28 protein-coding genes, 5 tRNA genes and 1 other annotated feature are annotated in these 26421 nt (G+C 48.4%); all 33 genes read right to left on the bottom strand.

Translation table 11 applies throughout. The annotated features are described in order from the left end of the window. Positions 1–24 precede the first annotated feature (24 nt). The gene (rpmC, locus tag DCMF_RS22335; protein WP_148136468.1) at positions 25–228 is read right to left on the bottom strand and encodes a 50S ribosomal protein L29; all 204 of its coding nucleotides are present in this window, start codon (positions 226–228) and stop codon (positions 25–27) included. Further along, a complete protein-coding gene (gene rplP, locus DCMF_RS22330; protein ID WP_148136467.1) occupies positions 218–652 on the bottom strand; it encodes a 50S ribosomal protein L16 in 435 nt (144 codons plus the stop codon). The genes rpmC and rplP overlap by 11 nt, the downstream gene beginning before the upstream one ends. A 4-nt stretch (positions 653–656) precedes the next feature. Beyond that, positions 657–1322, bottom strand: coding sequence for a 30S ribosomal protein S3 (rpsC, locus tag DCMF_RS22325; protein ID WP_148136466.1), 666 nt, complete (start codon positions 1320–1322; stop codon positions 657–659). Positions 1323–1325: 3 nt separating this feature from the next. After that, positions 1326–1667, bottom strand: a complete 342-nt coding sequence (gene rplV, locus DCMF_RS22320) for a 50S ribosomal protein L22 (RefSeq protein ID WP_148136465.1) — start codon at positions 1665–1667, stop codon at positions 1326–1328. 45 nt (positions 1668–1712) lie between these two features. Next, positions 1713–1997, bottom strand: coding sequence for a 30S ribosomal protein S19 (rpsS, locus tag DCMF_RS22315; RefSeq protein WP_148136464.1), 285 nt, complete (start codon positions 1995–1997; stop codon positions 1713–1715). 71 nt (positions 1998–2068) lie between these two features. Then, positions 2069–2899: a 50S ribosomal protein L2 gene (gene rplB / locus DCMF_RS22310; RefSeq protein WP_148136463.1), complete on the bottom strand. Its 831-nt coding sequence runs from the start codon at positions 2897–2899 to the stop codon at positions 2069–2071. Between the two features lie 26 nt (positions 2900–2925). After that, a complete protein-coding gene (gene rplW / locus DCMF_RS22305; RefSeq protein WP_148136462.1) occupies positions 2926–3213 on the bottom strand; it encodes a 50S ribosomal protein L23 in 288 nt (95 codons plus the stop codon). After that, complete coding sequence (gene rplD / locus DCMF_RS22300) at positions 3206–3832, bottom strand: 50S ribosomal protein L4 (RefSeq protein ID WP_148136461.1); 627 nt, start codon at positions 3830–3832, stop codon at positions 3206–3208. Before rplD ends, rplW begins: the two co-directional genes overlap by 8 nt. A 26-nt stretch (positions 3833–3858) precedes the next feature. Next, a complete protein-coding gene (gene rplC / locus DCMF_RS22295; RefSeq protein WP_148136460.1) occupies positions 3859–4488 on the bottom strand; it encodes a 50S ribosomal protein L3 in 630 nt (209 codons plus the stop codon). A 103-nt stretch (positions 4489–4591) separates the two neighbouring features. Next, on the bottom strand, positions 4592–4900 hold the full coding sequence (rpsJ, locus tag DCMF_RS22290) for a 30S ribosomal protein S10 (RefSeq protein ID WP_148136459.1): 309 nt from the start codon (positions 4898–4900) through the stop codon (positions 4592–4594). A 154-nt stretch (positions 4901–5054) separates the two neighbouring features. Then, positions 5055–6260 (bottom strand): elongation factor Tu, encoded by a 1206-nt coding sequence (gene tuf, locus DCMF_RS22285; protein WP_148136458.1) that lies wholly within the window; start codon positions 6258–6260, stop codon positions 5055–5057. 63 nt (positions 6261–6323) lie between these two features. Then, positions 6324–8399 carry an elongation factor G gene (fusA, locus tag DCMF_RS22280; protein ID WP_148136457.1) on the bottom strand — a complete coding sequence of 692 codons (2076 nt, stop codon included), beginning with the start codon at positions 8397–8399 and terminating at the stop codon, positions 6324–6326. Positions 8400–8442: 43 nt separating this feature from the next. Further along, the gene (rpsG, locus tag DCMF_RS22275; RefSeq protein WP_148136456.1) at positions 8443–8913 is read right to left on the bottom strand and encodes a 30S ribosomal protein S7; all 471 of its coding nucleotides are present in this window, start codon (positions 8911–8913) and stop codon (positions 8443–8445) included. A gap of 111 nt (positions 8914–9024) precedes the next feature. Continuing rightward, entirely contained in the window at positions 9025–9411 is a 387-nt protein-coding gene (gene rpsL, locus DCMF_RS22270) for a 30S ribosomal protein S12 (RefSeq protein WP_148136455.1), read from the bottom strand. Positions 9412–9455: 44 nt separating this feature from the next. Then, positions 9456–9701, bottom strand: coding sequence for a ribosomal L7Ae/L30e/S12e/Gadd45 family protein (locus tag DCMF_RS22265; RefSeq protein ID WP_148136454.1), 246 nt, complete (start codon positions 9699–9701; stop codon positions 9456–9458). A gap of 56 nt (positions 9702–9757) precedes the next feature. Next, entirely contained in the window at positions 9758–13297 is a 3540-nt protein-coding gene (gene rpoC / locus DCMF_RS22260) for a DNA-directed RNA polymerase subunit beta' (protein ID WP_148136453.1), read from the bottom strand. Positions 13298–13329: 32 nt separating this feature from the next. Further along, positions 13330–16821, bottom strand: a complete 3492-nt coding sequence (rpoB, locus tag DCMF_RS22255; protein ID WP_148136452.1) for a DNA-directed RNA polymerase subunit beta — start codon at positions 16819–16821, stop codon at positions 13330–13332. A 326-nt stretch (positions 16822–17147) separates the two neighbouring features. After that, positions 17148–17528 (bottom strand): 50S ribosomal protein L7/L12, encoded by a 381-nt coding sequence (gene rplL / locus DCMF_RS22250; protein WP_148136451.1) that lies wholly within the window; start codon positions 17526–17528, stop codon positions 17148–17150. A gap of 52 nt (positions 17529–17580) precedes the next feature. Then, complete coding sequence (gene rplJ / locus DCMF_RS22245) at positions 17581–18111, bottom strand: 50S ribosomal protein L10 (protein WP_418219609.1); 531 nt, start codon at positions 18109–18111, stop codon at positions 17581–17583. A 27-nt stretch (positions 18112–18138) separates the two neighbouring features. Beyond that, positions 18139–18271, bottom strand: a sequence feature (ribosomal protein L10 leader region). Between the two features lie 54 nt (positions 18272–18325). Then, entirely contained in the window at positions 18326–19024 is a 699-nt protein-coding gene (rplA, locus tag DCMF_RS22240; protein WP_148136449.1) for a 50S ribosomal protein L1, read from the bottom strand. Between the two features lie 61 nt (positions 19025–19085). Further along, on the bottom strand, positions 19086–19511 hold the full coding sequence (rplK, locus tag DCMF_RS22235) for a 50S ribosomal protein L11 (RefSeq protein WP_148136448.1): 426 nt from the start codon (positions 19509–19511) through the stop codon (positions 19086–19088). A gap of 74 nt (positions 19512–19585) precedes the next feature. Then, entirely contained in the window at positions 19586–20110 is a 525-nt protein-coding gene (nusG, locus tag DCMF_RS22230) for a transcription termination/antitermination protein NusG (RefSeq protein WP_148136447.1), read from the bottom strand. A 65-nt stretch (positions 20111–20175) separates the two neighbouring features. After that, entirely contained in the window at positions 20176–20403 is a 228-nt protein-coding gene (gene secE, locus DCMF_RS22225; protein ID WP_148136446.1) for a preprotein translocase subunit SecE, read from the bottom strand. Positions 20404–20435: 32 nt separating this feature from the next. After that, on the bottom strand, positions 20436–20585 hold the full coding sequence (gene rpmG / locus DCMF_RS22220) for a 50S ribosomal protein L33 (RefSeq protein ID WP_148136445.1): 150 nt from the start codon (positions 20583–20585) through the stop codon (positions 20436–20438). Positions 20586–20849: 264 nt separating this feature from the next. After that, positions 20850–22055: an elongation factor Tu gene (tuf, locus tag DCMF_RS22215; RefSeq protein WP_148136444.1), complete on the bottom strand. Its 1206-nt coding sequence runs from the start codon at positions 22053–22055 to the stop codon at positions 20850–20852. 216 nt (positions 22056–22271) lie between these two features. Beyond that, positions 22272–22934, bottom strand: a complete 663-nt coding sequence (locus DCMF_RS22210; protein WP_148136443.1) for a nitrite/sulfite reductase domain-containing protein — start codon at positions 22932–22934, stop codon at positions 22272–22274. Positions 22935–23046: 112 nt separating this feature from the next. Beyond that, positions 23047–23122 (bottom strand) — tRNA-Met (locus DCMF_RS22205). Positions 23123–23200: 78 nt separating this feature from the next. Further along, positions 23201–23276: transfer RNA gene (locus tag DCMF_RS22200), tRNA-Thr, on the bottom strand. A 4-nt stretch (positions 23277–23280) separates the two neighbouring features. Further along, positions 23281–23356, bottom strand: a tRNA-Met gene (locus DCMF_RS22195). 4 nt (positions 23357–23360) lie between these two features. After that, positions 23361–23446 (bottom strand) — tRNA-Tyr (locus DCMF_RS22190). A gap of 52 nt (positions 23447–23498) precedes the next feature. Further along, a tRNA-Thr gene (locus tag DCMF_RS22185) sits at positions 23499–23574 on the bottom strand. Positions 23575–23795: 221 nt separating this feature from the next. Then, entirely contained in the window at positions 23796–24446 is a 651-nt protein-coding gene (gene sigH / locus DCMF_RS22180) for an RNA polymerase sporulation sigma factor SigH (RefSeq protein ID WP_148136442.1), read from the bottom strand. Between the two features lie 231 nt (positions 24447–24677). Then, positions 24678–26393: a glutamine--tRNA ligase/YqeY domain fusion protein gene (locus DCMF_RS22175; RefSeq protein ID WP_148136441.1), complete on the bottom strand. Its 1716-nt coding sequence runs from the start codon at positions 26391–26393 to the stop codon at positions 24678–24680. Positions 26394–26421: the final 28 nt, after the last annotated feature.

Genomic DNA, 26421 nt, shown 5'->3' with positions numbered 1-26421 from the left:
TCCTCCTTTCCGCCCAGCTCCTGGTTATATCCGAGCGCCCTTTAATTCCCGTTCCCGAATCACCGTTTGCACCTTGGCAATGGTCTTTTTGACATCCCGAATGCCCATGGGATTATCCAATTGCCCGGTGGCTAAACGAAAACGCAAATTAAACAGTTCACCTTTCAAATCAGCGATCTTTTTCACCAATTCTTCATTGGTCAAATCACGAATCTCTTTAGTTTTCATCTACTTCACCGCCCGTTTCTTCACGATATACAAACTTGGTTTTAATGGGCAGTTTGTGTTGGGCCAATCTCATGGCTTCTTTGGCAATCTCTTCCGTAACCCCAGCCATTTCAAACAGGATCCGTCCTGGCTTCACGACTGCGACCCAGTACTCTGGAGACCCTTTACCACTACCCATACGGGTTTCAGCAGGTTTAACCGTTACTGGTTTGTGCGGGAAAATTTTAATCCAAACCTTACCGCCACGTTTAATAAAACGGGTCATGGCAATACGGGCAGCCTCAATCTGACGGCTGGTGATCCAACCCGGTTCCACAGCCTGCAGCCCATATTCGCCAAAGGCCACATGGTTTCCCTTGTTTGCTTTTCCTGCCATACGTCCACGGTGTTGGCGGCGATACTTTACTCTTTTCGGAATTAACATTGGATTACTCGCCTCCCTCCACAGCTTGCTTCTTAATTTCCTTCTCCGGAAGAACCTCACCTTTATAAATCCAGACCTTGACACCGATCTTACCATAAGTGGTATTGGCCTCGGCAAAACCGTAATCAATATCGGCACGCAGGGTATGCAGAGGCACTTTTCCCTCGGCGTACCATTCGGTACGGGCAATTTCCGCACCGGCTAAACGACCGGCACACATAATTTTTATTCCTTCGGCGCCCATGCGCATGGTGCGGGAAACAGATTGTTTCATGGCCCGCCGGAAAGCAATCCGTTTTTCCAACGCGCTGGCCACACTTTCCGCGACAAGCTGGGCATCCAATTCCGGTTTCTTCACTTCCGAAATGTTAATATTGACCCGTTTCCCGGTCAGGGCTTCCAATTGTTTTTTCAGATTTTCCACTTCCGCGCCGCCCCGGCCGATGACAATCCCGGGCTTCGCCGTAAAAATATTTACTTTGACCCGGTTGGCCGCTCGCTCAATCTCCACCCGGGAAATACCGGAAGCAAATAATTTTTCTTTGACAAATTTTCTGACTCTAAAATCTTCATGAAGCAGTTTTCGATAATCCTTTTGGGAGTACCACTTGGCGTCCCAGTCCTTAATGATGCCAAGACGTAATCCCTTCGGATGCACTTTCTGACCCACTAATTAAGCCTCCTTCCTTTCCCCAACGATCACGGTAATATGGCTGGTGCGCCTTAACATGCGATCCGCCCGTCCCATGGCTCTGGGCTTAAACCGTTTCAAACTCGGTCCCTGGTCCACAAAAGCCTGGGAAACAATTAAATCATCCCGGTTTAAACTGGCATTATGTTCCGCATTGGCCACCGCAGACTTTAAAACTTTGCTTACGGGCTCTGTGGCCCGGTTCGGCAGCAATTTTAAAATGGCTGCTGCTTCATCCACCTTTTTGCCCCGGATTAAATCCACGACCTGACGGACCTTACGGGGAGAAATGCGAATATATTTTGCCACTGCTTTGCTTTCCACAAGATAACCCCCTCTCAATTCAGAGTATCACTTCAGTCAAAATGACTACTTCAATGCAGTAGACCTTTCCGTATGGGAACCATGGCCTTTAAATAGACGGGTGGGTGCAAATTCACCCAGCTTATGCCCTACCATATCTTCCGTAATATAGATAGGAACATGCTTCCGGCCGTCATGTACCGCCAGGGTGTGTCCTACCATCTGAGGAAATATTGTAGAACGGCGTGACCATGTCTTGATTACTTTTTTGTCACCTGTTCCATTCATCTTATCGATCTTGGCCAATAGGCTCTCTTCACAATATGGTCCTTTTTTTAATGATCTACCCATAGAAACAATTGCCTCCCTTCAACAGTGGTTACCGTCCCGCAGTACCAAACTAGCCCACTGCGGTCTGGTATTTATTTTGACCCACGATGTTTCACAATCAGTTTCTCAGATGTTTTTTTCTTCTTCCGGGTTTTCGCGCCTAGGGCCGGCTTACCCCACGGAGTAACCGGATTGCGCCCGACCGGGGAACGTCCTTCCCCACCGCCGTGCGGATGGTCCACCGGATTCATCACCACACCACGGACGGTAGGCCTGATGCCCAGCCATCTGGATCGTCCCGCTTTTCCCATGGTAATATTCTCTTGATCCAAATTACCGACCTGGCCGATGGTGGCTTTACAACGAATCAGCACCATGCGCATTTCGCCGGAAGGCATTCTTAAGGTAGCATAATTGCCTTCCTTGGCCATTAACTGGGCCGCGCCGCCCGCCGTGCGCACCATGCGCCCTCCTACCCCGGGACGAAGTTCCACATTATGCACAATGGTACCGACCGGAATGTTCAAAAGCGGTAAAGCATTCCCTGTTTTAATATCCGCATCCGGGCCGGAAATTACCGTATCACCCAGAGAGAGGCCTTGGGGGGCAAGGATGTATCTTTTTTCGCCGTCCACATAATGTAAAAGAGCAATATTAGCGGTCCGGTTCGGATCGTACTCAATACCGGCTACTCGGGCCGGAATACCATCCTTATCTCTTTTAAAATCGATGATTCGGTAAAGTTGCTTATGCCCTCCGCCATGATGCCGGGTGGTTAACCGGCCCTGGTTGTTCCGTCCGCCTGTCTTTTTCAGAGGCTCGGTGAGAGATTTTTCCGGTCTAACTTTCGTAATTTCCTCAAAGGTGGAAACCGTCATCCCCCGTCGTCCGGCCGAGGTGGGCCTATAACTTTTTATTCCCATACAATACTCCCTCCTATACCGTCGCCTTACAGACCTTCAAAAACCTCAATTTTATCACCGGGTTTCAAGGTCACAATAGCTTTTTTCCGGTCAGGTCTTTTTCCAATATACCTGCCCATTCTTTTCATTTTTCCCTTGACCGTCATTGTTGTGACATTTAGCACAGTCACTTTGAACAATTCCTGAACTGCATGTTTGATTTCTACTTTATTGGCATTCTTGTCAACGATAAAAGGATATTTGTTTTGTTCCATCAGACTGATGGATTTTTCAGAAACCAGAGGTTTAATCAAAACATCATGAGGATTACGCATCGGCAAGCACCTCCTCAACTTTGGCAACTGCATCCTTGGTCATAACCAGCTTTTTGTGGGCTAAAATATTATATACATTGATGCCTATTGCCTGGACGGGAGTCACTCCCGCAATATTTCGCGCCGACTTCACGACGTTTTCGTCATGGTCGCCGATGACTACTAAAGCATTCACCGCCTCTAGGGCGTTTAATACCTGAACCATCTCTTTTGTTTTGGGCTCATTCATGGTTAATTCTTCTAAAACAACCAGGTTGCCGTTATTCACTTTATCTGTCAAAGCCGATTTTAAAGCCAAACGCCGGGTTTTTCTCGGCATCTTAAAACCGTATTGCCGTGGCTGGGGTCCGAAGGCAATGCCGCCCCCGGTCCAAACAGGATTTCTGCTGGATCCCACCCGGGCCCGTCCCGTCCCCTTTTGTCTCCATGGTTTCTTGCCGCCGCCTGAAACCTCAGCCCGTGTCTTGGTGGCATGAGTCCCGCGCCGCAACGATGCTTGGTTGCTCACAACCGCCTGATGCAGCAAATGGGTATTTACGGTTACTCCAAAGACATTATCATTCAGTTCCAGTTCGCCTACCTGGCTTCCCTGCATATTATATACTGCTACCTTAGGCATGTTAGCCCTCCTTTCCTACGGGTCTCTTAGCCTGCTTTCACCGCGGTTTTCACCATCACCAGTCCTTGTTTGGGACCAGGTACAGCACCTTTGATTAAGAGCAGGTTTCTTTCCGGGTCAACTTTCACGACTTCCAAATTCTGTACGGTCACTCTGGCGCCGCCTAAGCGTCCGGGTGACTTTTTGCCTTTGAATACCCGGGCCGGACCTTTCGCTCCTGCCGATGCCGGGCGACGATGATTTTTCGAACCATGGGCCATGGGACCCCGGGCAAAATTCCATCTCTTAATGGTGCCGGCAAAGCCTTTCCCCCTGGATACCCCCATCACATCTACCTTATCACCCGCTTGAAAAACTGAGACATCGATATTCTGTCCCACCTGATACTGTCCGGGATTTTCCACCCGCAGTTCCCGCAAGAAACGCACGGGAGACGTACCGGCCTTAGCAAAATGCCCTTTCATGGCTTTATTGACATTTTTGTTCTTAATTTCCCCATAACCAATCTGAATGGCGTTATATCCATCTGTTGCTTCCGCTTTCACCTGCTCAATGATGCAAGGCCCTGCTTCAATTGCCGTCACCGGAATAATCCTGCCATCCTGACTGAAAACTTGAGTCATACCAATCTTTTTGCCTAGAATCACTTTTGCCATGATCCCACCTCCGTTTCACTTGCTAGATACCGGTCGAAACCGGCATTGCTCGCTTGTTTTCCTTCTTTCTTTGTCCACGCATCCACGCGTTCCCTCAGAAAGATTAAAGTTTAATCTCAATATCAACTCCTGCCGGCAAATCCAGCCTCATCAAAGAATCTACGGTTTTGGGAGTTGGTTCCAAAATATCGATTAAACGTTTATGGGTCCTCATTTCAAATTGTTCCCGGGAATCCTTATTCACATGGGGGGAACGTAAAATGGTATAAATATTTTTCTCCGTTGGCAACGGGATCGGTCCGGAAACCAGCGCTCCGGTTCTCTTTGCCGTGTCCACAATTTTTTCCGCGGACTGATCCAATATTTTATGATCGAATGCTTTCAACCTAATGCGGATTTTTTGCTTGGCCATTTCATAACCTCCTCTTCGCCCGATTTATTTACGGACCTGCTCTGTGAAAATTTCCGTTTCCCACGCAACCTTTCACCTCATCGCGTTCCTGAAACTAAAGCCTGAGGCAGGAAGCACGGTGCTTCCAGCCTCATCCTATCCGGAAAATCTCTTCTTAGTCGTTCACAATACCTGTGACGACACCGGCGCCAACGGTACGGCCGCCTTCACGAATGGCGAAGCGCAGTCCTTCTTCAATGGCAATGGGTGTGATCAGTTCGATGTTCATCCGGATATTGTCTCCCGGCATCACCATTTCCACTCCTTCGGGAAGATGAGCCACTCCCGTCACGTCTGTGGTCCGGAAATAGAACTGGGGACGGTATCCATTGAAGAACGGCGTATGGCGTCCGCCTTCTTCTTTGGTCAGCACGTATACTTCCCCTTGGAATTTGGTGTGGGGATGGATGCTGTTCGGCTTAGCCAATACTTGTCCCCGCTCCACTTCTTTGCGCTCTACACCTCTTAACAGACATCCCACGTTGTCTCCTGCCTCTGCATAGTCTAATAATTTCCGGAACATTTCCACACCGGTGACCACCGTCTGTTTCTTTTCTTCCATTAACCCGACGATGTGGACGGTATCTCCCACCTTCACCTGGCCTCTTTCCACACGACCGGTAACCACTGTGCCCCGGCCCGTAATGGTGAAGACATCTTCAATAGGCATTAAAAAGGGTTTGTCTTTATCCCGTTCCGGAGTGGGAATGTATTCATCTACCGCATCCATCAGCTTCCAAATCGCGCCGCAGGCCTCGCACTCTTTTTTGCCGCAGCCGCATTCCATGGCCTTGAGGGCGGATCCGGCGATAATGGGAATGTCGTCTCCCGGAAATTCGTATTCGGATAAGAGCTCCCGCACTTCCATTTCTACCAGTTCCATCAATTCAGGATCATCAACCTGGTCTGCTTTGTTCAGGAATACCACAATGTAGGGTACCCCTACCTGACGGGCCAGGAGAATATGTTCCCGGGTCTGGGGCATGGGGCCGTCAGCGGCCGATACCACCAGAATCGCGCCGTCCATCTGGGCTGCGCCGGTGATCATGTTCTTTACATAGTCCGCGTGTCCCGGGCAGTCTACGTGGGCATAGTGTCTTTTTTCCGTCTGATATTCCACGTGAGCGGTGTTGATGGTGATTCCTCTTGCTTTTTCTTCCGGCGCCGCGTCAATCTGGTCATAGGCCGTAGCTACGGCACCCCCTACCTTTGATAAACAAATGGTAATCGCTGCAGTCAATGTGGTTTTGCCATGGTCCACGTGACCGATGGTGCCCACGTTTACGTGTGGCTTCGTTCTTTCAAATTTCTGTTTTGCCATGAATTTTTCCCTCCATATCATTAACAAATAAATTTATTTTTAGGTTTTGCCCACTAAAAATTTTTATCCTTGCCGTTTTGCCACGATAGTTTCCGCAATATTTTTGGGAACTTCCTCATACCGGGCAAACTGCATCACATAAACGCCCCGCCCCTGGGTTTTCGACCTGAGATCAGTGGCGTAGCCAAACATTTCGGACAGAGGTACATATCCTCTGATCACCTGAACCCCGTTTCTGGGCTCCATTCCTTCCACCCGGCCCCGCCGGGAATTTAAGTCGCCGATCACTTCGCCCATATATTCATCCGGAACGGTTACTTCCAGTTTAAAAATCGGTTCCAAAATGACCGGGGCCGCCTTCCTGGTGCCTTCTTTAAAAGCAAGAGACCCGGCAATCTTAAAGGCCATTTCCGATGAATCCACTTCATGATAGGACCCGTCAACCAGTACCGCCTTGATATCAACAACCGGGAAACCGGCGAGAATCCCGTTGCCCATAGCCTCTCTGATGCCGGACTCCACCGGGGTAATATACTCTTTGGGTATGACCCCGCCCACAATCTTACTTTCAAATTGGAATCCTGATCCAGGCTCTAAGGGGGAGAACTCCACCACACAATGGCCGTACTGGCCATGTCCCCCGGACTGGCGTACAAACCGTCCCACCGACTTGACCGTGGCGCGGATGGTTTCCCGGTATGCTACCTGCGGTTTACCCACGTTGGCATCAACCCGGAACTCCCGCAGCAAGCGGTCCACAATGATTTCTAAATGCAGTTCCCCCATTCCGGAAATAATGGTCTGTCCTGTTTCCTGGTCACCCCGTACCCGAAAGGTGGGATCTTCTTCAGAAAGTTTTTGCAGCGCCAGGCTCATTTTTTCCTGGTCGGCCGTGGTCTTGGGCTCAATGGCCACATCAATTACCGGCTCCGGAAAATCCATGGATTCTAAAATCACCGGTTTGGTCTCCTCACACAGGGTATCCCCGGTAGTGGTATCCTTTAGTCCTACGGCGGCTAAAATATCTCCTGCATAAGCCTCCTGAATTTCTTCCCTATGATTGGCATGCATCTGGAGCAGCCGTCCGATCCGTTCCTTTTTCCCCTTCGTGGAATTATACACATAGGATCCGCTTTTCACAATGCCGGAATAAACCCGGAAAAAGGTCAGCTTCCCTACATAAGGATCGGTCATAATCTTAAAAGCCAGGGCGGCAAATGCTTCCGTATCGCTGGAATGCCGGATGGCTTCCATCTCACTCTCAGGATCGACTCCCCGAATCGCAGGTACATCCAAGGGAGAAGGCAAATAATCTACCACGGCATCCAAAAGAGGCTGTACGCCTTTATTCTTAAAAGAAGAACCGCACAATACGGGAATAATCTTCACCTGAACCGTTGCTTCCCGGAGGGCATCCTTGATTTCCTCTTCGGTGAGTTCTTCCCCGCCCAGATATTTCTCAATCAGCTCCTCATTGGTTTCGGCAACTGCTTCCAGGAGTTTTTCCCGGTATTCCGCCACCATTTCCCACATATCTGCAGGAATATCGGTTTCATTACTTTTTGTCCCTAAATCATCCACGTAAAAAATAGCCTTATTCCTGACTAGATCCACAATCCCTCTAAATTGATCCTCTACCCCTATGGGCAATTGGATCGCCACCGGATTTGCACCCAATCTTTCCCTGATCATATCCATACCCCGGAAAAAATCTGCACCGATCCGGTCCATTTTATTAATATAAGCAATTCTAGGTACGCCATAACGGTCCGCCTGTCTCCAGACAGTCTCCGATTGGGGTTCCACTCCGCCTACAGAGCAGAAAACCGCCACGGCACCGTCCAAAACCCGGAGAGACCGTTCCACTTCCACAGTGAAGTCCACGTGGCCTGGCGTATCTATAATGTTAACCCGATGACCCTTCCAGTGACAAGTAGTAGCAGCGGAGGTGATCGTAATACCTCGTTCCTGTTCCTGCACCATCCAATCCATCGTTGCAGCACCATCGTGCACTTCCCCAATGCGGTGGACCCGGCCTGTGTAAAACAAGATCCGTTCCGTCGTGGTTGTCTTTCCGGCGTCGATGTGTGCCATAATGCCAATATTTCGTGTATTTTCGAGTGTAAATTCCCTACCCATGAAGATCCTCCTTAACTGCCCTTACCCTGCTGCCAGTAAACCTTTACCAGCGATAATGCGCAAAAGCCTTGTTGGCTTCCGCCATCTTATGTGTGTCTTCTCTTTTTTTCACCGAGGCACCGGTGTTATTTGCGGCATCCATCAATTCACCGGCAATTTTTTCTTCCATACTTTTGCCGCCGCGTTTCCGGGCATAATTGACCATCCAACGGATGCCCAAAGTCTGTCTGCGGTCAGACCGCACCTCAATCGGGACCTGGTAGTTGGCGCCCCCCACTCTGCGGGCCTTTACTTCCAGTACCGGCATCACATTCTTCATCGCGGCGTCAAAAACCTCTAAAGGGTCTTTTCCCGTTTTACTTTGAATCATGTCAAAGGCCCCGTAAACAATGGCCTCTGCCGTACTTTTCTTCCCATCAAGCATAATCTGGTTAATAAATTTCGTCACCGTTTTGCTGTGATAAACCGGATCAGCGAGTATTTCAATTCTTTGTACATTTCCTCTTCTTGGCATTCAATTCCCCCCTTTGTCTCTTGTTTTTCGGTCATCCTCGTTGTACATGCAAAAACACCGGCCCGCAAGGGGGGCGGTTTTTTGCGTCACGGCACCTTTTTTAATGAGGACCTATTTTTTTGTTTTTGCTTTCGGTCTTTTTGTTCCATACTTGGACCTGGCCTGAAGCCGATTATTGACGCCGGCCGTATCCAAAGCGCCTCGAACAACATGATAACGAACACCAGGTAAATCTTTCACCCTACCACCCCTTACCAGGGTCACAGAGTGTTCCTGAAGATTATGGCCAATCCCCGGAATATATGCGGTTACTTCTACCCCGTTTACTAAACGTACCCGGGCTACTTTTCTTAAAGCAGAATTAGGCTTTTTCGGCGTGGTCGTATAAACCCTGGTACAAACACCTCTTTTTTGCGGGCACTCCTTCAATGCAGGAGCCGTTGATTTTTTCTCCATCGTTTCTCTGCTTTTTCTCACCAGTTGGCTGATAGTTGGCAAAAACTCCACCTCCTTCCCGGGTCGACAACACTTATGCAAAATCTTTATTTTAAGATGGCTACTGAAGCTGTTCCCACATCAATGCCGCATGCTTTTCCAAGTGCTGCCATAGAATCGACTTTGATTACTTCCACATTTTTTTCCGCGCACAATTCATATAAAGGTGTGACAATATGGGACTCAGCGTCTTCCGCAATCAGAACCTGAACTGCCAAACCCTTTTGTACTGCTTTGATCGCCTGCTTGGTGCCTACACTCTTATTGCTTCTTTTCAGTAGGTCAAGGTTCATTGCTTAACCTCCTCGCATAGCACACTTTTATATATTATCATTTCCCACTATTGGTGTCAAGATGGAGACACTTCCGCTTCTTCCATCTGATCCGGAGATAACACTTTGATATTACGGTAACGGGACATGCCGGTACCCGCAGGAATTAGTTTCCCAATGATCACATTTTCTTTCAACCCCAAGAGGGGGTCTACCTTGCCTTTAATGGCCGCATCCGTCAAAACCCTGGTTGTTTCCTGGAAGGAAGCGGCAGACAAGAAGGAATCCGTGGCCAAAGACGCCTTGGTAATACCCAACAGCACCGGACGGGCCATGGCCGGCTGCAGCATTTGGTCCAGAGCTTCCTGGTTTTTCGCTTCAAATTCAAAACTATCCACCAGGGCACCCGGGAGCAAGCCGGTATCTCCTGATTCCTCAATCTTTACCTTTTTCAGCATCTGCCGGATCATCACTTCAATATGCTTATCATTGATGTCCACACCCTGAAGCCGGTATACCCTTTGAACCTCTCTTAAAAGATACATCTGAACCCCGCGAATCCCTTTCACCTTGAGCAAATCATGGGGGTTCACCGAACCCTCGGTCAGCTCATCCCCTGCTTCCACCCAGAGTCCGTCATATACCTTTAGCCGGGAGCCATAAGGAACGGAATAGCTGTCTTTTTCTTCTCCGTCCCGGAAAATCCTGATTTCCCGTTTTCCTTTGTTCTCAAAAACCTTGACTTCCCCGTCGGTTTCCGCAATGATCCCTTGACCTTTGGGTTTTCTGGCTTCAAATAATTCCTCCACCCGGGGCAAACCTTGAGTAATATCGTCCCCGGCTACCCCACCGGTATGGAAAGTTCTCATGGTCAACTGGGTTCCCGGCTCCCCGATGGACTGGGCAGCAATAATGCCCACCGCTTCCCCGATATCTACCGATGATCCTGTGGCCAGGTTCCGTCCATAACACTTCCGGCACACGCCGTATTTGGTCCGGCAGGTGAGCACGGAGCGGATGTTTACTTTCCGTTTTTCCACAGGCAAGGTACTCAGGTAGGCCTCAATTTGGTTGGCTTTTTCTTCACTTATTTCCATCCCGGGAGACGCCAATACTTCACCGGTACGTTCATCGATAATCTCCTTATTGGCAATCCTGCCTTCAATCCGCTCGGCCAAAGGCTCCACATCTTTAATTTCATCGACCCAGACCCCTTGGGTATCGCCGCAGTCGTCTTCCCGGACGATCACATCTTGGGCCACATCCACCAAACGACGGGTCAAATAACCGGAGTCGGCCGTCCGCAGTGCGGTATCTGCCAAACCTTTTCTGGCGCCGTGGGTGGAGATGAAAAACTCCAGTACCGTTAAACCTTCCCGGAAATTGGCTTTGATGGGCAGGTCGATAATGCGCCCGGAAGGGTCGGCCATTAAGCCACGGGCTCCAGCCAGCTGCCGGATCTGCTGCACATTACCCCGGGCCCCGGAGTTGGCCATCATAAAGATGGGGTTAAATTTATCCAGATGGGCCATTAAGGCCTTTGTGACATCTTCCGTGGCCTGGTTCCAGACCCCGATTACTTTCTGATAACGCTCCTCTTCCGTAATCAAACCGCGGCGGTACTGATCTTCCACCTGTTCCACGGTTGCTTCCGAATTGGCCATAATCTCTTTCTTGGCTTCAGGAACCTGAATATCGCTCACCCCAATGGTTATTCCGGCCCGGGTGGAATAGGTAAACCCAAGCTTTTTAATACCGTCAATCAATTGGGCCGCGGCAGAAATTCCCATCTTCCGGTAACATCGGTCCACAATTTTCCCCAAGGTTTTTTTATCGACCTCGCTGTTGTAGTAGCCCAATGCCCGGGGTAATGGAATTTCATAATTAAAAATTAGTCTGCCCACAGTGGTTTCAAACTTTTTAAACCGGCCATATTCGTCTATTTCAAACTCTTTTTCTTGTTTATTTTCAATACTGAAGTCCCACTCCACAGGCTTCGGCACAATGATCCTGGCATGCAAATCCACGACTCCGTTCAGATAGGCCAGGTAAGCCTCATTATAGCCAACAAAAGCCTTGCCTTCTCCTTTTGCCCCTTCCTTAACCGCGGTCAAGTAATAAGAACCAAGGACCATGTCCTGGGTAGGAACCGCCACCGGACGGCCATCTTTGGGGTTGAGAATATTATAGGCGGACAGCATCAAGAGACGGGCCTCCGCCTGCGCTTCTGCCGCCAGGGGTACGTGAACAGCCATCTGGTCTCCGTCGAAGTCGGCGTTATAGGCCGTGCATACCAGGGGGTGAATTTGCAGGGCGCGTCCCTCCACCAAAACCGGCTCAAAAGCCTGAATACCTAAGCGGTGTAAGGTTGGAGCACGGTTCAGCAAGACTGGGTGCTCCTTAATCACTTCCTCCAGTACGTCCCATACTTCCGGACGAACTCTTTCCACCATTCTTTTGGCGCTCTTGATATTATGGGCATGGCCGTCATTCACCAGCCGTTTCATCACAAAAGGCTTAAATAATTCCAAGGCCATTTCTTTAGGCAAGCCGCACTGATGGAATTTCAGCTCCGGTCCTACCACGATCACGGACCGTCCCGAGTAATCCACCCGTTTTCCCAGCAAGTTTTGACGGAACCGGCCTTGTTTTCCTTTTAACATATCGCTTAAGGATTTTAAAGGACGATTGCCCGGTCCTGTCACCGGTCTGCCCCGCCGCCCGTTATCAATTAAAGCATCCACCGCTTCCTGGAGCATGCGCTTCTCATTGCGCACAATAATATCCGGTGCCCCTAAATCCAAAAGCCGTTTCAAGCGATTATTCCGGTTAATCACCCGCCGGTATAAATCATTTAAATCCGACGTGGCGAATCTTCCTCCGTCCAACTGGACCATGGGCCGCAATTCCGGCGGGATCACGGGGACCACATCCAAAACCATCCACTCCGGTTTGTTGTTGGAAATCAGGAAGGCCTCTACGACCTCCAAACGCCGGATGGCTCTGATTTTTCTCTGCCCGCTTACTTCCTTCAGTTCCGTACGCAGTTCCTGGGCCAGTTTTTCCAGCTCCATTTCCATGAGCATGGCCTTAATGGCTTCCGCACCCATGCCTGCTTGAAAACGCTGGCCGTATTTTTCCCGGTATTCCCGGTATTCTGTTTCCGTAAGCAGTTGTTTTTTCATCAAAGGGGTATCCCCGGGATCTAAAACAATATAGGAAACAAAATACAAGACCTTTTCCAGGGAACGGGGGGACATATCCAATAATAGCCCCATCCGGCTGGGGATGCCTTTAAAATACCAGATATGGGATACGGGAGCAGCCAGTTCTATATGCCCCAATCTTTCCCGACGTACTTTTGACCGGGTCACCTCAACGCCGCACCGGTCACAAACAATTCCCTTATAGCGTACCCGTTTGTACTTCCCGCAATGACACTCCCAGTCCCTGGTAGGGCCGAATATTTTTTCACAGAACAGCCCGTCACGTTCCGGCTTTAATGTCCGGTAATTAATGGTCTCGGGTTTCTTCACCTCTCCAAAGGACCACTGCCGAATTTGTTCCGGTGATGCTAGCCCAATTCGCATGCGATCAAAGTTACTAACATCTAACAAGGGCCTCTCTCCCTTCAGGAATTTTTCACTACCTAGTCCAAATCTTCAAAATCGTCGTCTTGATCTTCAAAATCAAGTTCCTCATCAGGTTCCTCCGCCAAAGGCTTCAGGCTACCCAAATCCAGTTCTAAATCATCGTCTTCCAAATCTTCATCCTCTTCGTCCTCTTCAATTTCTTCTCCGCTACCCTTGCCTTCCGCATCTTCCCCTAAAATATCAATGCCCAGCTCTTTGGCCGTTTCGGAAATGTCTTCTTCCTCTTCCTTAATTTCAATTTCTTCATCCTCTTCGGAGAGCACCTTCACATCCAGACCAAGGCTTTGCAATTCTTTGATCAAAACCTTAAAGGATTCAGGCACCCCGGGCTCCGGAACATTTTCCCCTTTGACGATGGCTTCGTAGGTTTTCACCCGGCCTACCACGTCATCGGACTTCACGGTGAGGATTTCCTGGAGGGTATAAGAGGAGCCATATGCTTCCAGGGCCCAAACCTCCATCTCTCCAAAACGCTGGCCCCCGAATTGGGCCTTCCCGCCCAAAGGCTGCTGGGTGACCAAAGAATAGGGTCCCGTGGACCGGGCATGAATTTTATCGTCCACCAGGTGGGCCAGTTTCAACATATACAGGTAGCCCACCGTTACTTCATTATCAAAGGGTTCTCCCGTTCTGCCGTCAAAGAGTCTCGTTTTGCCGTGGACCGGTAAACCTGCCTCTTTTAACGTGTTATGCACATCATCCTCACGGGCGCCATCGAAAACCGGTGTGGCCACCTGGATGCCCAAGGTCTTTGCGGCCCAGCCCAAATGACATTCCAGCACCTGTCCGATGTTCATCCGGGATGGTACGCCCAAGGGATTGAGGACGATTTCTACCGGTGTGCCGTCGGGTAGAAAGGGCATATTCTCTTCCGGTAAAATCCGGGACACAACCCCTTTGTTGCCGTGACGGCCCGCCATTTTGTCTCCCACGGATATTTTTCTTTTTTGGGCTACATAAGCCCGAACCAATTTATTTACGCCCGGAGCCAGTTCATCGCCGTTTTCCCGGGAAAAAACTTTCACGTCCACTACTTTTCCCGATTCCCCATGGGGCACTCTTAAGGAGGTATCCCGCACTTCCCGGGCCTTTTCCCCGAATATGGCCCGGAGCAGCCGCTCTTCTGCGGTGAGTTCGGTCTCTCCTTTGGGGGTAACTTTCCCTACCAAAATATCCCCGGGACGTACTTCGGCGCCGATTCTGATAATGCCGTTTTCGTCCAAATCCTTGAGAATATCTTCCCCTACGTTGGGAATATCCCGGGTAATTTCTTCCGGCCCCAGTTTGGTATCCCGGGCATCACATTCATACTCTTCAATATGAATGGAGGTAAAATAGTCCTCTTTTACCAGCTTCTCGCTGAGCAGAATAGCGTCCTCATAGTTATAACCTTCCCAGGTCATAAAGGCCACCAGAACATTTCTTCCCAGGGCCAATTCTCCCTGGTCGGTGGAGGGTCCGTCCGCAACGACCTGCCCTTTTTCCACCTTTTGACCTTTGTGCACGATGGGCTTCTGATTCATACAGGTGCCCTGGTTGGACCGTTGGAATTTAAGCAGTTTATGCCGCTCCAGGGTGGCCTGGTCCGTCCTGAGCACGATTTCGTTCCCCGTGACTTTCTCTACCACACCGGAATTCTGGGCCAATTCCACCACTACCGAATCCCGGGCGGTTTTCCCTTCAATCCCTGTGCCCACCAGCGGGGCATCTGTCCTTAGTAAAGGTACGGCCTGGCGCTGCATGTTGGCGCCCATCAGGGCCCGGTTGGCATCGTCATGCTCCAGAAAGGGGATCAAAGCTGTGGCAACGGAAACAACCTGCTTGGGACTTACGTCCATATAATCCACCCGATCAGAAGGAACCACCAGAATATCGTGGCCGTGGCGGGCATTCACCCTTTTATTGATAAAACGCCCCTCTTGATCCAATAGCTCATTGGCCTGGGCCACTACAAACTTGTCTTCTTCATCGGCAGTGAGATAGTCAATCACATCGGTGACCACACCCCGTTCCTTATCCACTTTCCGGTAGGGTGTTTCAATAAAACCAAATTCATTAATCCGGGCGTAGGTACTTAAGGATCCAATCAAACCGATGTTGGGACCTTCCGGCGTTTCAATGGGGCACATCCGTCCATAGTGGGAGTGGTGTACGTCCCGCACTTCAAAACCGGCCCGTTCCCGGGACAGTCCCCCGGGGCCCAGGGCGCTGAGTCGGCGTTTATGAGTTAATTCTGCCAAGGGATTGGTCTGGTCCATAAACTGGGATAATTGACTGGAACCGAAAAATTCTTTGATCGCGGCCACCACCGGTCGAATATTTACCAATACTTGGGGCGTGATCACATCGGCATCCTGAATCGTCATCCGTTCCCGCACCACCCGTTCCATCCGGGAAAGGCCGATGCGGAATTGATTTTGCAGTAATTCTCCCACGGAACGAAGGCGGCGGTTGCCCAAATGGTCGATATCATCCGCCTTCTGGTCCCCGTTCATTAATTTCAGCATGCAGCGCAGGGTTTCTATAATATCAGGTTTCGTGAGATGTCTAATATAATCATCATTAGAATAGAGGGAAGGATCCCCTTCCACATATTTTTGTTTTTCATCATCCCAAACCTTGCCGTCTTCCGAAAAACGTCTTAATACGCCATGATGCAGTTTTTTATGTAATTTGTACCGGCCTACATTGCCCAAATCATAGCGTTTGGGGTCAAAGAAAAGAGTATATAAAAGGGAACGGGCGGAATCCACCGTGGGAGGTTCTCCCGGGCGCAGCCTTTTATAAATTTCCACCAATGCTTCTTCTTCAGAGTCCGTATTGTCTTTTTCCAGCGTCACCTGGACGCGCCGGTCATTTTCAAACAAATCCAGAATCTGGGCATTATGGCTGTATCCTAAAGCCCGGATCAATACGGTTCCAGGCACTTTTCTGGTTCTGTCCACACGCACATAGATGTTTTCATTAATATCCGTTTCAAATTCCAACCAGGCCCCCCGGTTGGGAATAATGGTGGCCCCGTAAATTTTCACACCGCTGGGATCAATCGATTCATTATAATAGACACCGGGGGAACGCACCAGCTGGCTGACAATGACACGTTCCGCACCGTTAATGATAAAAGTTCCTTTGTCTGTCATCAAAGGAAAATCACCCATAAAGACTTCCTGTTCTTTTACTTCGCCCGTTTCCTTATTAATCAAGCGAACCTTTACCCGTAGAGGAGCGGCATATGTTACGTCTCTTTCTTTGCAGTCGTCAACAGAATATTTGGACTCACCCAGTGTATAACCCACAAACTCCAGGACCAGATTGCCTGTGAAATCTTGAATGGGGGAAATGTCATCAAACATTTCCTTCAATCCTTCTTCTAAAAACCAGTTATAGGACTTTTTCTGAACCTCAATCAGGTTCGGCATGTCTTGGACTTCCTGAATGCGGGCATAACTTCTTCTTTTTCTGGTACCAACATCAGCAGGATTAAGCATCAAACACTCACCCCTCAGTGCCAATTTTTCCATCTTGATATTCTTACCGTCAAAACATAATTTTATGCAACTTAGCAGGCATATTTGGTAAAATACCCAAAGAAACCAATATGAGCCATTTAATGATGTTATCACAAAAGGAAAGCTTTGTCAACAAAAAAACCGGTTTTAAGGTGTGAATTGGCCTCAAAATTGCTAGATAAATGAATCTCCTATGGATGGATTCTTCACGGTCATTGATGACGGGATACGCTACTAACAGAAAGTGCTGAAGGCACCCCGGATGAGGTGCCTTTCAGACCTGAAATTTTATAGCATCTTTTTAACTATTTAATTTCTACCGTGGCACCGGCTTCAACCAATTTGGCCTTAATGCTTTCCGCTTCTTCTTTGCTGACCTTTTCTTTCACAGGCTTGGGAGCGCCGTCAACCAGATCCTTCGCTTCTTTCAAGCCCAGAGCAGTGATTTCACGGACAACCTTAATTACGTTGATTTTCTTTTCTCCAGCGGCAGCTAAAATCACATCAAATTCCGTTTGTTCTTCCACCGGCTCGGCAGCAGCAGCACCCGCAGCAGGGGCAGCAGCAACAGCGACAGGAGCAGCGGCACTAACACCAAATTCTTCTTCAAAAGCTTTTACCAGCTCAGCAAGTTCTAAAACAGTCATACCTTTTACGGCTTCTAAAATCTCAGCAACTTTGGACATTTATCTTTTCCTCCTCAAATATAAAATATAATTCTTTTCGTTTGAAGCTTCTTTATGCTCCCGCTTTTTGTTCCCTGATTTGATCAAGAGCATAAACAAATTTTCTCAGCACACCGGCCAAGGATCCGGCAAAACCAGCCATGGGAGATTGCATTGCCCCTAATACTTGCCCTAACAATACCTCCCGCGGCGGCAGTTTCGCCAAATTCCGAATGTCTTCCGCGTTAACAACCTTTTTGTCCAAAAGGCCGGACTTGATTTCCAGGTCATTATGGGTTTTGGCAAATTCCACTAAAATTTTCGCTACGGCCACCGGATCGGCACTGAAGGCTACCGCCGTAGGTCCTTCCAGGTATTTATCAAGGTCCACAATACCCAGTTCATGAGCGGCCAGTCTAATTAATGTATTTTTGGCAACCTTGTATTTAACCCCGGCCTCTCTTAGTTTACTTCTTAATTCTGTCACTTCAGCAACATCAAGCCCCCGGTAATCGGTTAAAACGGCAATGGAAGATTGGGTCAAATGCTGGCTTAATGCGCTGATTTCCTCTTCCTTTTTGATAACTTGAGGTTTATGGGTCACGTTTCCACCTCCTCCCACGCATCTTTCACAAAAATAATTAAACCCCTGCAGACATGCAGGGGTTATCATTACCTTGGACGATCATTCCCCTAACCTCGGTAGGCGGTTTCCCTTTATGCCCTGCGGCACCTACTGTCTACAGTCAGTTTATCTTTATGAAGTTTCCTCAAACATACCACGAATCTGCCGGAATGTCAACTGAAAACAGTTTTCTTTACTTACCCGTAGGTTTTAAAGGATTCACCCGGACCCCGGCTCCCATGGTTGATGAAACGGTAATGCTTTTCACGTACTGTCCTTTGGCCGCAGCCGGTTTTGCTTTTATTAATACATCCACCAGCGTGACATAGTTGTCGAAAAGTTTGTCCGCTTCAAAAGATACCTTCCCAAGAGGTGCATGAATAATAGCAGCTTTATCCAGGCGGTACTCAATTTTACCGGCTTTAATTTCCTTGATCGCCCGGGTTACATCCATGGTCACCGTACCGGTTTTGGGATTGGGCATTAAACCTTTGGGGCCCAGCAAACGGCCCAATTTACCTACCGTACCCATCATATCCGGGGTTGCCACAGCCACGTCAAAACCAAACCAGCCGCCCTGAATTTTTTCTACCATATCTTCGGCACCAACAAAGTCAGCACCAGCTTCTTCCGCTTCCTTTGCCTTTTCCCCTTTGGCAAAGACTAAAACACTGCGGCTTTTTCCTGTTCCATGGGGCAGTACCACCGCACCACGGATCTGCTGATCGGCTTGTCGGGGATCCAAATTCAGCCGCACCGCCACTTCAACGGTTTCATCAAATTTGGCCGGTGCAGTCTTTTTGACGATTTCCAGGGCTTCCTGGGGATCATAAAAAGTATTCCGGTCAAAAGCTTTTAATAATTCTTGATACTTCTTGCCATGTTTCGGCATTTTATTGCAACCTCCTCTGTGGTAATTTCGGAAGAGTTCTTCCTCCCACTAGGGGTAGGAATTAATCTACAATAGTAATCCCCATGCTTCTGGCAGTGCCTTCAATCATCCGCATCGCTGCAGGGACATCTGCCGCATTTAAATCCTTCATTTTCATTTCCGCAATTTCCTGAACTTTAGATCGTGTCAACTTTGCTACTTTTTTCTTATTCGGTTCTCCTGAACCACTTTCAATGCCGGCCGCCTTCTTTAATAAAACAGCCGCGGGCGGGGTTTTCAGAACAAAAGAAAAAGAACGGTCCGCATAAATCGTAATCTCTGCCGGGATAATTAAGCCTGGTTCTTTGGCTGTTCTTTCATTAAATTCTTTACAAAAGGCCATAATATTCACACCATGCTGACCCAAAGCAGGACCTACAGGCGGAGCCGGATTCGCTTTCCCGCCAGGAATTTGCAGTTTCACCATCGCCATTACTTTTTTCGCCATGACCAACACCTCCTTACTCAGTTTGTGGTTTTCCGGGGCATTACCCCCTCCCACTTTTTTAGACCGCTAGTCCTTTACATCTTTTCCACTTGCGAAAACTCTAATTCTACAGGTGTTTCTCTTCCGAACATAGATACCATTACTCTTAATTTACCCTTTTCGGGATAAATCTCTTCTACATTGCCGACGAAATTTTCAAAAGGCCCACTGGAAACCCGCACACTTTCCCCGAGCATAAAGTTTACTTTTACTTTGGGTTCAATCACACCCATTTGTTTCAGAATATGCCGGGCCTCTTCGTCACGTAAAGGAACCGGTTTGGAACCGGTACCGACAAATCCCGTTACCCCCGGCGTGTTTCTTACCACATACCAGGAATCGTCCGTCATATTCATTTCTACCAGGACATATCCCGGATATACTTTCCGTTTGGTAACCTTCTTTTTCCCGTCTTTCACCTGTACCTCGTCTTCCATCGGTACAATCACCCGGAAAATATTTTCTCCCATATTCATGGAATCTACCCTTTTTTCCAGGTTGGCTTTGACTTTATTCTCATATCCCGCGTAAGTATGTATCACATACCATTGTTTTAGCATAACATAAGGGAACCTACACCAATATAGGTCCCTCACCCCCTTAAAAGCTTTTAGGAAAAGACTTCCTATAACACTCGGTTAAGAATAAATGTCAGACAGGAATCCACAATCCAGATGACAAATCCAATAATAAATACTGACGCTAATACCACCGAGGTATATACCATAATTTGTTTCCGGTCGGGCCAGTGAACTTTTTTCAGTTCAGCCCAAACTCCCCGGAGAAACTTACCTGATCTTTCTCTTAATCCTACTTTTTTTATCGAGCCAGCTGCAACCTTACCAGCAACCATGAGCTCACATCCTTATAACAAAGTCGTTGTGCCTATTTTGTTTCCTTGTGCACAGTATGAGTCTTGCAGAAACTGCAGTATTTTTTCATTTCTAAACGATCGGGATTATTTTTCTTATTTTTATTGGTGATATAATTGCGTCTCTTGCATTCAGTACAAGCCAAAGTAGCCGCTACACGCATTGTTGCCACCTCCTAACTAATCCTAGCAAAACCTGATTTTACAGACTACCTTGAATAATTTAACACAAATTAAATTTAGTGTCAAGACTTTTACCTGAACCGAAAAATCCAAGTAATATTGTCTGCAATTATTTCCCCTTATATACGCGGATAAGGGACGGTTTCCGGGTACCGGGAAAAAACAGGGAATTCGGGGTTTCGATTTGATAGAAATGAAAAACACAAATGGGCAGGTAAAAAAATGCGGGAGCTTGTCCCGCATTTTTAGTCGTTGTTGATAGCTGTGACGACACCGGCACCAACTGTACGGCCGCCTTCACGAATGGCGAAGCGCAGTCCTTCTTCAATGGCAATGGGCGTGATCAGTTCGATGTTCATCCGGATATTGTCTCCCGGCATCACCATTTCCACTCCTTCGGGAAGATGAGCCACTCCCGTCACGTCTGTGGTCCGGAAATAGAACTGGGGACGGTATCCATTGAAGAACGGCGTATGGCGTCCGCCTTCTTCTTTGGTCAGCACGTATACTTCCCCTTGGAATTTGGTGTGGGGATGGATGCTGTTCGGCTTAGCCAATACTTGTCCCCGCTCCACTTCTTTACGCTCTACACCTCTTAACAGACATCCCACGTTGTCTCCTGCCTCTGCATAGTCTAATAATTTCCGGAACATTTCCACACCGGTGACCACCGTTTGTTTCTTTTCTTCCATTAAACCGACGATGTGGACGGTATCTCCCACCTTCACCTGGCCTCTTTCCACACGACCGGTAACCACTGTGCCCCGGCCCGTAATGGTGAAGACATCTTCAATAGGCATTAAGAAGGGTTTGTCTTTATCCCGTTCCGGAGTGGGAATGTATTCATCTACCGCATCCATCAGCTTCCAAATCGCGCCGCAGGCCTCGCACTCTTTTTTGCCGCAGCCGCATTCCATGGCCTTGAGGGCGGATCCGGCGATAATGGGAATTTCGTCTCCCGGAAATTCGTATTCGGATAAGAGCTCCCGCACTTCCATTTCTACCAGTTCCATCAATTCAGGATCATCAACCTGGTCTGCTTTGTTCAGGAATACCACAATGTAGGGTACCCCTACCTGACGGGCCAGGAGAATATGTTCCCGGGTCTGGGGCATGGGGCCGTCAGCGGCCGATACCACCAGAATCGCGCCGTCCATCTGGGCTGCGCCGGTGATCATGTTCTTTACATAGTCCGCGTGTCCCGGGCAGTCTACGTGGGCATAGTGTCTTTTTTCCGTCTGATATTCCACGTGAGCGGTGTTGATGGTGATTCCTCTTGCTTTTTCTTCCGGCGCCGCGTCAATCTGGTCATAGGCCGTAGCTACGGCACCCCCTACCTTTGATAAACAAATTGTAATCGCTGCAGTCAATGTGGTTTTGCCATGGTCCACGTGACCGATGGTGCCCACGTTTACGTGTGGTTTCGTTCTTTCAAATTTCTGTTTAGCCATGAATTTTTCCCCCCTATTAATTAAATAATTTGTTTATTACAATTGTAATTAGCTTCATTTCTTCCGTGAAATTTGGATATAAATTCTACAAACAACCCATATTTCCTCCAAATAATAGAAAATTAATTCTCTTTACATTCCTTGAGTATGCAACAAGCCCTAATGCTGTTTCCCGGAACCCTTTATTGCTCCGCGCCGGTTTAGAAAAACTTACTACTATTCCACCAGGCTTCTAAATTGCTCCAAGCCAATCCGATCGATGAGGGAACCCAATCTTTCATGCTTTTTGGCATTTTCCGCATATACCTTGACGATTTTATCGATGATGGGAAAAACATCCCTCTGGTCTACGTTTTCAAATAAGGTATCTCCCAGTCTCGGTTTAACCCCACCTTTCCCTCCTACCTGAATTTTAAATCCCTTTGGCATACCCATCAGGCCGATATCCCGGACATGATTCTCCCCGCAGGAGTTGGCGCAACCGCTAACCCCAATTTTCAGCTTGCTGGGTAAGTTCATGCCGTGGTACAGTTCATCCAATTTCATGCCTGTCCCCACAGAATCCTGCTGTCCTCTTTTACAGAAAGTCGTTCCCGGGCAAAACTTGACACTGCGCACACACAGCCCAATCGCCGCTCCCGCTTTCATGCCCAGATCCTTCCACACCTGGTCAATTTCCTCTTCCCGGAGGCCCACAATGGCAATCCGCTGAGATGAAGTAATTTTTAAGGCCTGGGCTTGATACTTGTCCGCCACATCGGCAATCCTTCTTAAAGTATCCGCCGAAACAATCCCTCCCGGGATATGCGGGGCAATGGCAAAAGTTTCACCATCCCTTTGCAAAACTGCACCTTTTTCCAATAGATCCTTTTTGTTCACGGTACCTCCCCTTTTCCAAAGTTGTTATATATTAGTATAAACTAAATTTAGGATTTTAACCATGATAAATAAAAAAGCCTTCAGAGTTGCTGCTCTGAAAGCATTCATTTCTTGGTTGCGGAGGAGGGACTTGAACCCACGGCCTTCGGGTTATGAGCCCGACGAGCTACCAACTGCTCCACTCCGCGACGGAATACCTATGACACTATTATAAGCTTTTTCCGATTAAAAAAAACGGGTAATGCCCGTTTCTCCATTATTTTCTTTGGAGCCACTGACCAGGATTGAACTGGTGACCTCATCCTTACCAAGGATGCGCTCTACCTACTGAGCTACAGCGGCAGGTTGGTTGCGGAGAGAGGACTTGAACCTCTGACCTTCGGGTTATGAGCCCGACGAGCTACCAACTGCTCCACTCCGCGATGATGGTGGAGGGGGCTGGACTCGAACCAGCGAAGGCGGAGCCAGCAGATTTACAGTCTGCCCCCTTTGGCCAACTCGGGAACCCCTCCATATATACGCCAGAAACCAAGATGGTTTCAAGCAAAAACTATTTAACTTTACTGGAGCCGACGATGGGACTCGAACCCGCAACCTGCTGATTACAAGTCAGCTGCTCTGCCAATTGAGCTACGTCGGCGCAACTGACAAAACACATTATAACAACTTCTATTTTAAAAGTCAATGAATTTATCCAGGATATTTTCTTACCAAAAGTGCCAAGAAATATCAAGGCCCGCGGGCCCTGCATGGGCACCCGGGACCCGGTTGCGGGAAAAAACAACGCCGGATTACGGATTCTCATTGTTTATGGGCTGGCACCTGGGGAAGCCAGTGAAAAAGCCGATCTTTTGGACCGGCTCAGCAGCTTCCTTCTCTATTTTCCAAGTAACGTTCCAGTTTCCGTTTTACCCGCTGTAACGCATTATCGATGGACTTCACATGTCTCTTCAAATCCACGGCAATTTCCTGATAAGACTTTCCTTCCAGGTAATACATCAACACTTTCCACTCCAGGGAACTCAAGATTTCTCCCATTTTTTCTTCAATATCATCAAATTCTTCCCTGCTGATGATCAGCTCTTCCGGGTCGGTGATTTTCGATCCGGAAATCACATCCAGCAAGGTACGATCTGAATCCTCATCATAAATGGGTTTATTCAAAGACACATAGGAATTAAGCGGAATGTGCTTTTGTCTGGTCGCGGTCTTAATGGCCGTAATGATTTGCCGGGTAATACACAGTTCGGCAAAAGCCCGGAAAGACGATAATTTGTCACAGCGAAAGTCCCGAATCGCTTTGTATAATCCAATCATACCTTCTTGGATAATATCTTCCCGATCGGCGCCAATCAGAAAATATGATCTGGCTTTCGCCCGTACAAAATTTTTGTACTTATTGATCAAGTACTCTTGAGCGCCAATGTCACCATCCTTTGCCAATTCAACAATTTCTTCATCCACCATGATCCCAAACCCGTCAAATATTTCTCGCTGCACATTCACACTCATCTTCTCGTCCCCACCCCATTTTCTACAAGTAATGGTACCTCACAGCTATACATCACAGTAGTAAGCAATCTCCCGGCATCAATGCCCTCTTTCCTATGGAGACATGAGACGTAGCCTGTCTTTTGGACATTCTTATTATACCTGAGAGAAATCAGAAAAGTCAATAGCAGGTGATCCGTGTGACAAGCGCCAATTTACGTGATCATGCTCAATATTTGGCATCTTCCCCAATTAAACATGCTGGATCTTAGCCCAGGAGTCTTTCAGGGATACGATCCGGTTGAAAACCAGCACATCCTTGGTAGAATCTGGATCGACACAAAAATATCCTTGTCTCAGGAACTGAAACCGGCTTCCCGGCATCCCTTGGGCCAGGCCGGGCTCCGCCAGACATGATTTCAACAGGGTTAAGGATTGGGGATTTAAATTCGCCTTAAAATCGGCACTGTCCTCTTCTTCCGGGTTTTCTTTTAAGAAAAGATTCTCATATAACCGGATTTCAGCCGGAACCGCATGAGCGGCGGACACCCAGTGGAGGGTACCCTTTACTTTTCGGTGGTCCTGCGCCATCCCGCTCTTTGTCTCCGGGTCATAAGTACATTTCAATTCCACTATTTCCCCCGTTTTTTCGTCTTTTACTACGTCGACACATTTAATGATATAGGCGTGTTTTAGCCGTACTTCCGTTCCGGGAGACAAGCGAAAAAATTTTTTCGGCGGATTTTCCATGAAATCTTCCTGCTCAATATAAATCACGCGGGAAAAAGGCACTTCCCGGGTTCCCATGGTGGGATCCTCCGGGTTAATTTCCGCCTTTAACCATTCCACCTGGCCTTCCGGATAATTTTCAATCACCACCCGGAGGGGGTGCAGGACGCACATGGCCCGGGGAGCCCGCTTATTCAAGTCCTCTCTGATACAGTGTTCCAGCATGGCGATATCGACGGTACTGTTGCTCTTGGCCACCCCGATGCGGTCACAAAAATCTTTAATTGCTTCCGGCGTGTAGCCCCGTCGTCGCAGTCCGGAAATGGTGGGCATTCTGGGATCATCCCACCCGCTCACATACCCCTGCTCCACCAGTTCCCGCAGCTTCCGTTTGCTCATTACCGTATAGGTAAGATTCAACCGGGCAAACTCAATCTGTTGGGGCCGGGGATCCGTCCGGCAGGCTTCGATCACCCAGTCATACAAGGGACGGTGATTTTCAAACTCCAGCGTACAAATGGAGTGGGTAATTTTTTCCAAAGCATCGGACAGGGGATGGGCATAATCATACATAGGATAGATGCACCAGTCATTCCCGGTCCGGTGGTGATGAGCCCGTTGGATGCGGTAAAGCACAGGATCACGCATATTCAGATTGGGGGAGGCCATGTCAATTTTCGCCCGCAGCACCCGGGAGCCATCTGCAAACTCGCCTGTCCGCATGCGGCGAAATAGATTTAGGTTTTCTTCCGCAGAACGGTTGCGGAAAGGACTGTCCTTGCCCGGTTCCGTCAAGGTGCCCCGGTATTCCCGGATCTCCTGGGCACTTAAGTCACAGACATATGCCTGACCGTCTTGAATTAGTTGTTCGGCAAACCGGTAAAGCTCTTCAAAATAATCCGAGGCATAATACATGCGGTCTTCCCAATCAAATCCCAGCCACCGTACATCGGTTTTAATGGATTCCACGTATTCTACTTCTTCTTTGCTGGGATTGGTATCATCAAAACGTAAATTGCATAAACCGCCGTTTTGGGCGGCGATACCGAAATTCAGGCAAACCGATTTGGCATGTCCGATATGTAAATAACCGTTTGGTTCCGGAGGAAACCTGGTATGAACCCGGCCGTTATTTTTGTTTTCTTTTAAATCGTCGTTAATGATGGTTTGAATAAAATTAGGAGGTAAAAACGACTTATTCTCTCCGGTTTCCGGAACATCCTTTTCCTCTTCATACATCGCATGGTCATTCCTTTCCAAATAAATA

The organism is Candidatus Formimonas warabiya (assembly GCF_002777255.1).
Classification (GTDB): domain Bacteria; phylum Bacillota; class Dehalobacteriia; order Dehalobacteriales; family Dehalobacteriaceae; genus Formimonas; species Formimonas warabiya.
Note: the sequence above shows the minus strand (reverse complement) of the source record. Positions and strands in the feature narration are given on the sequence as shown.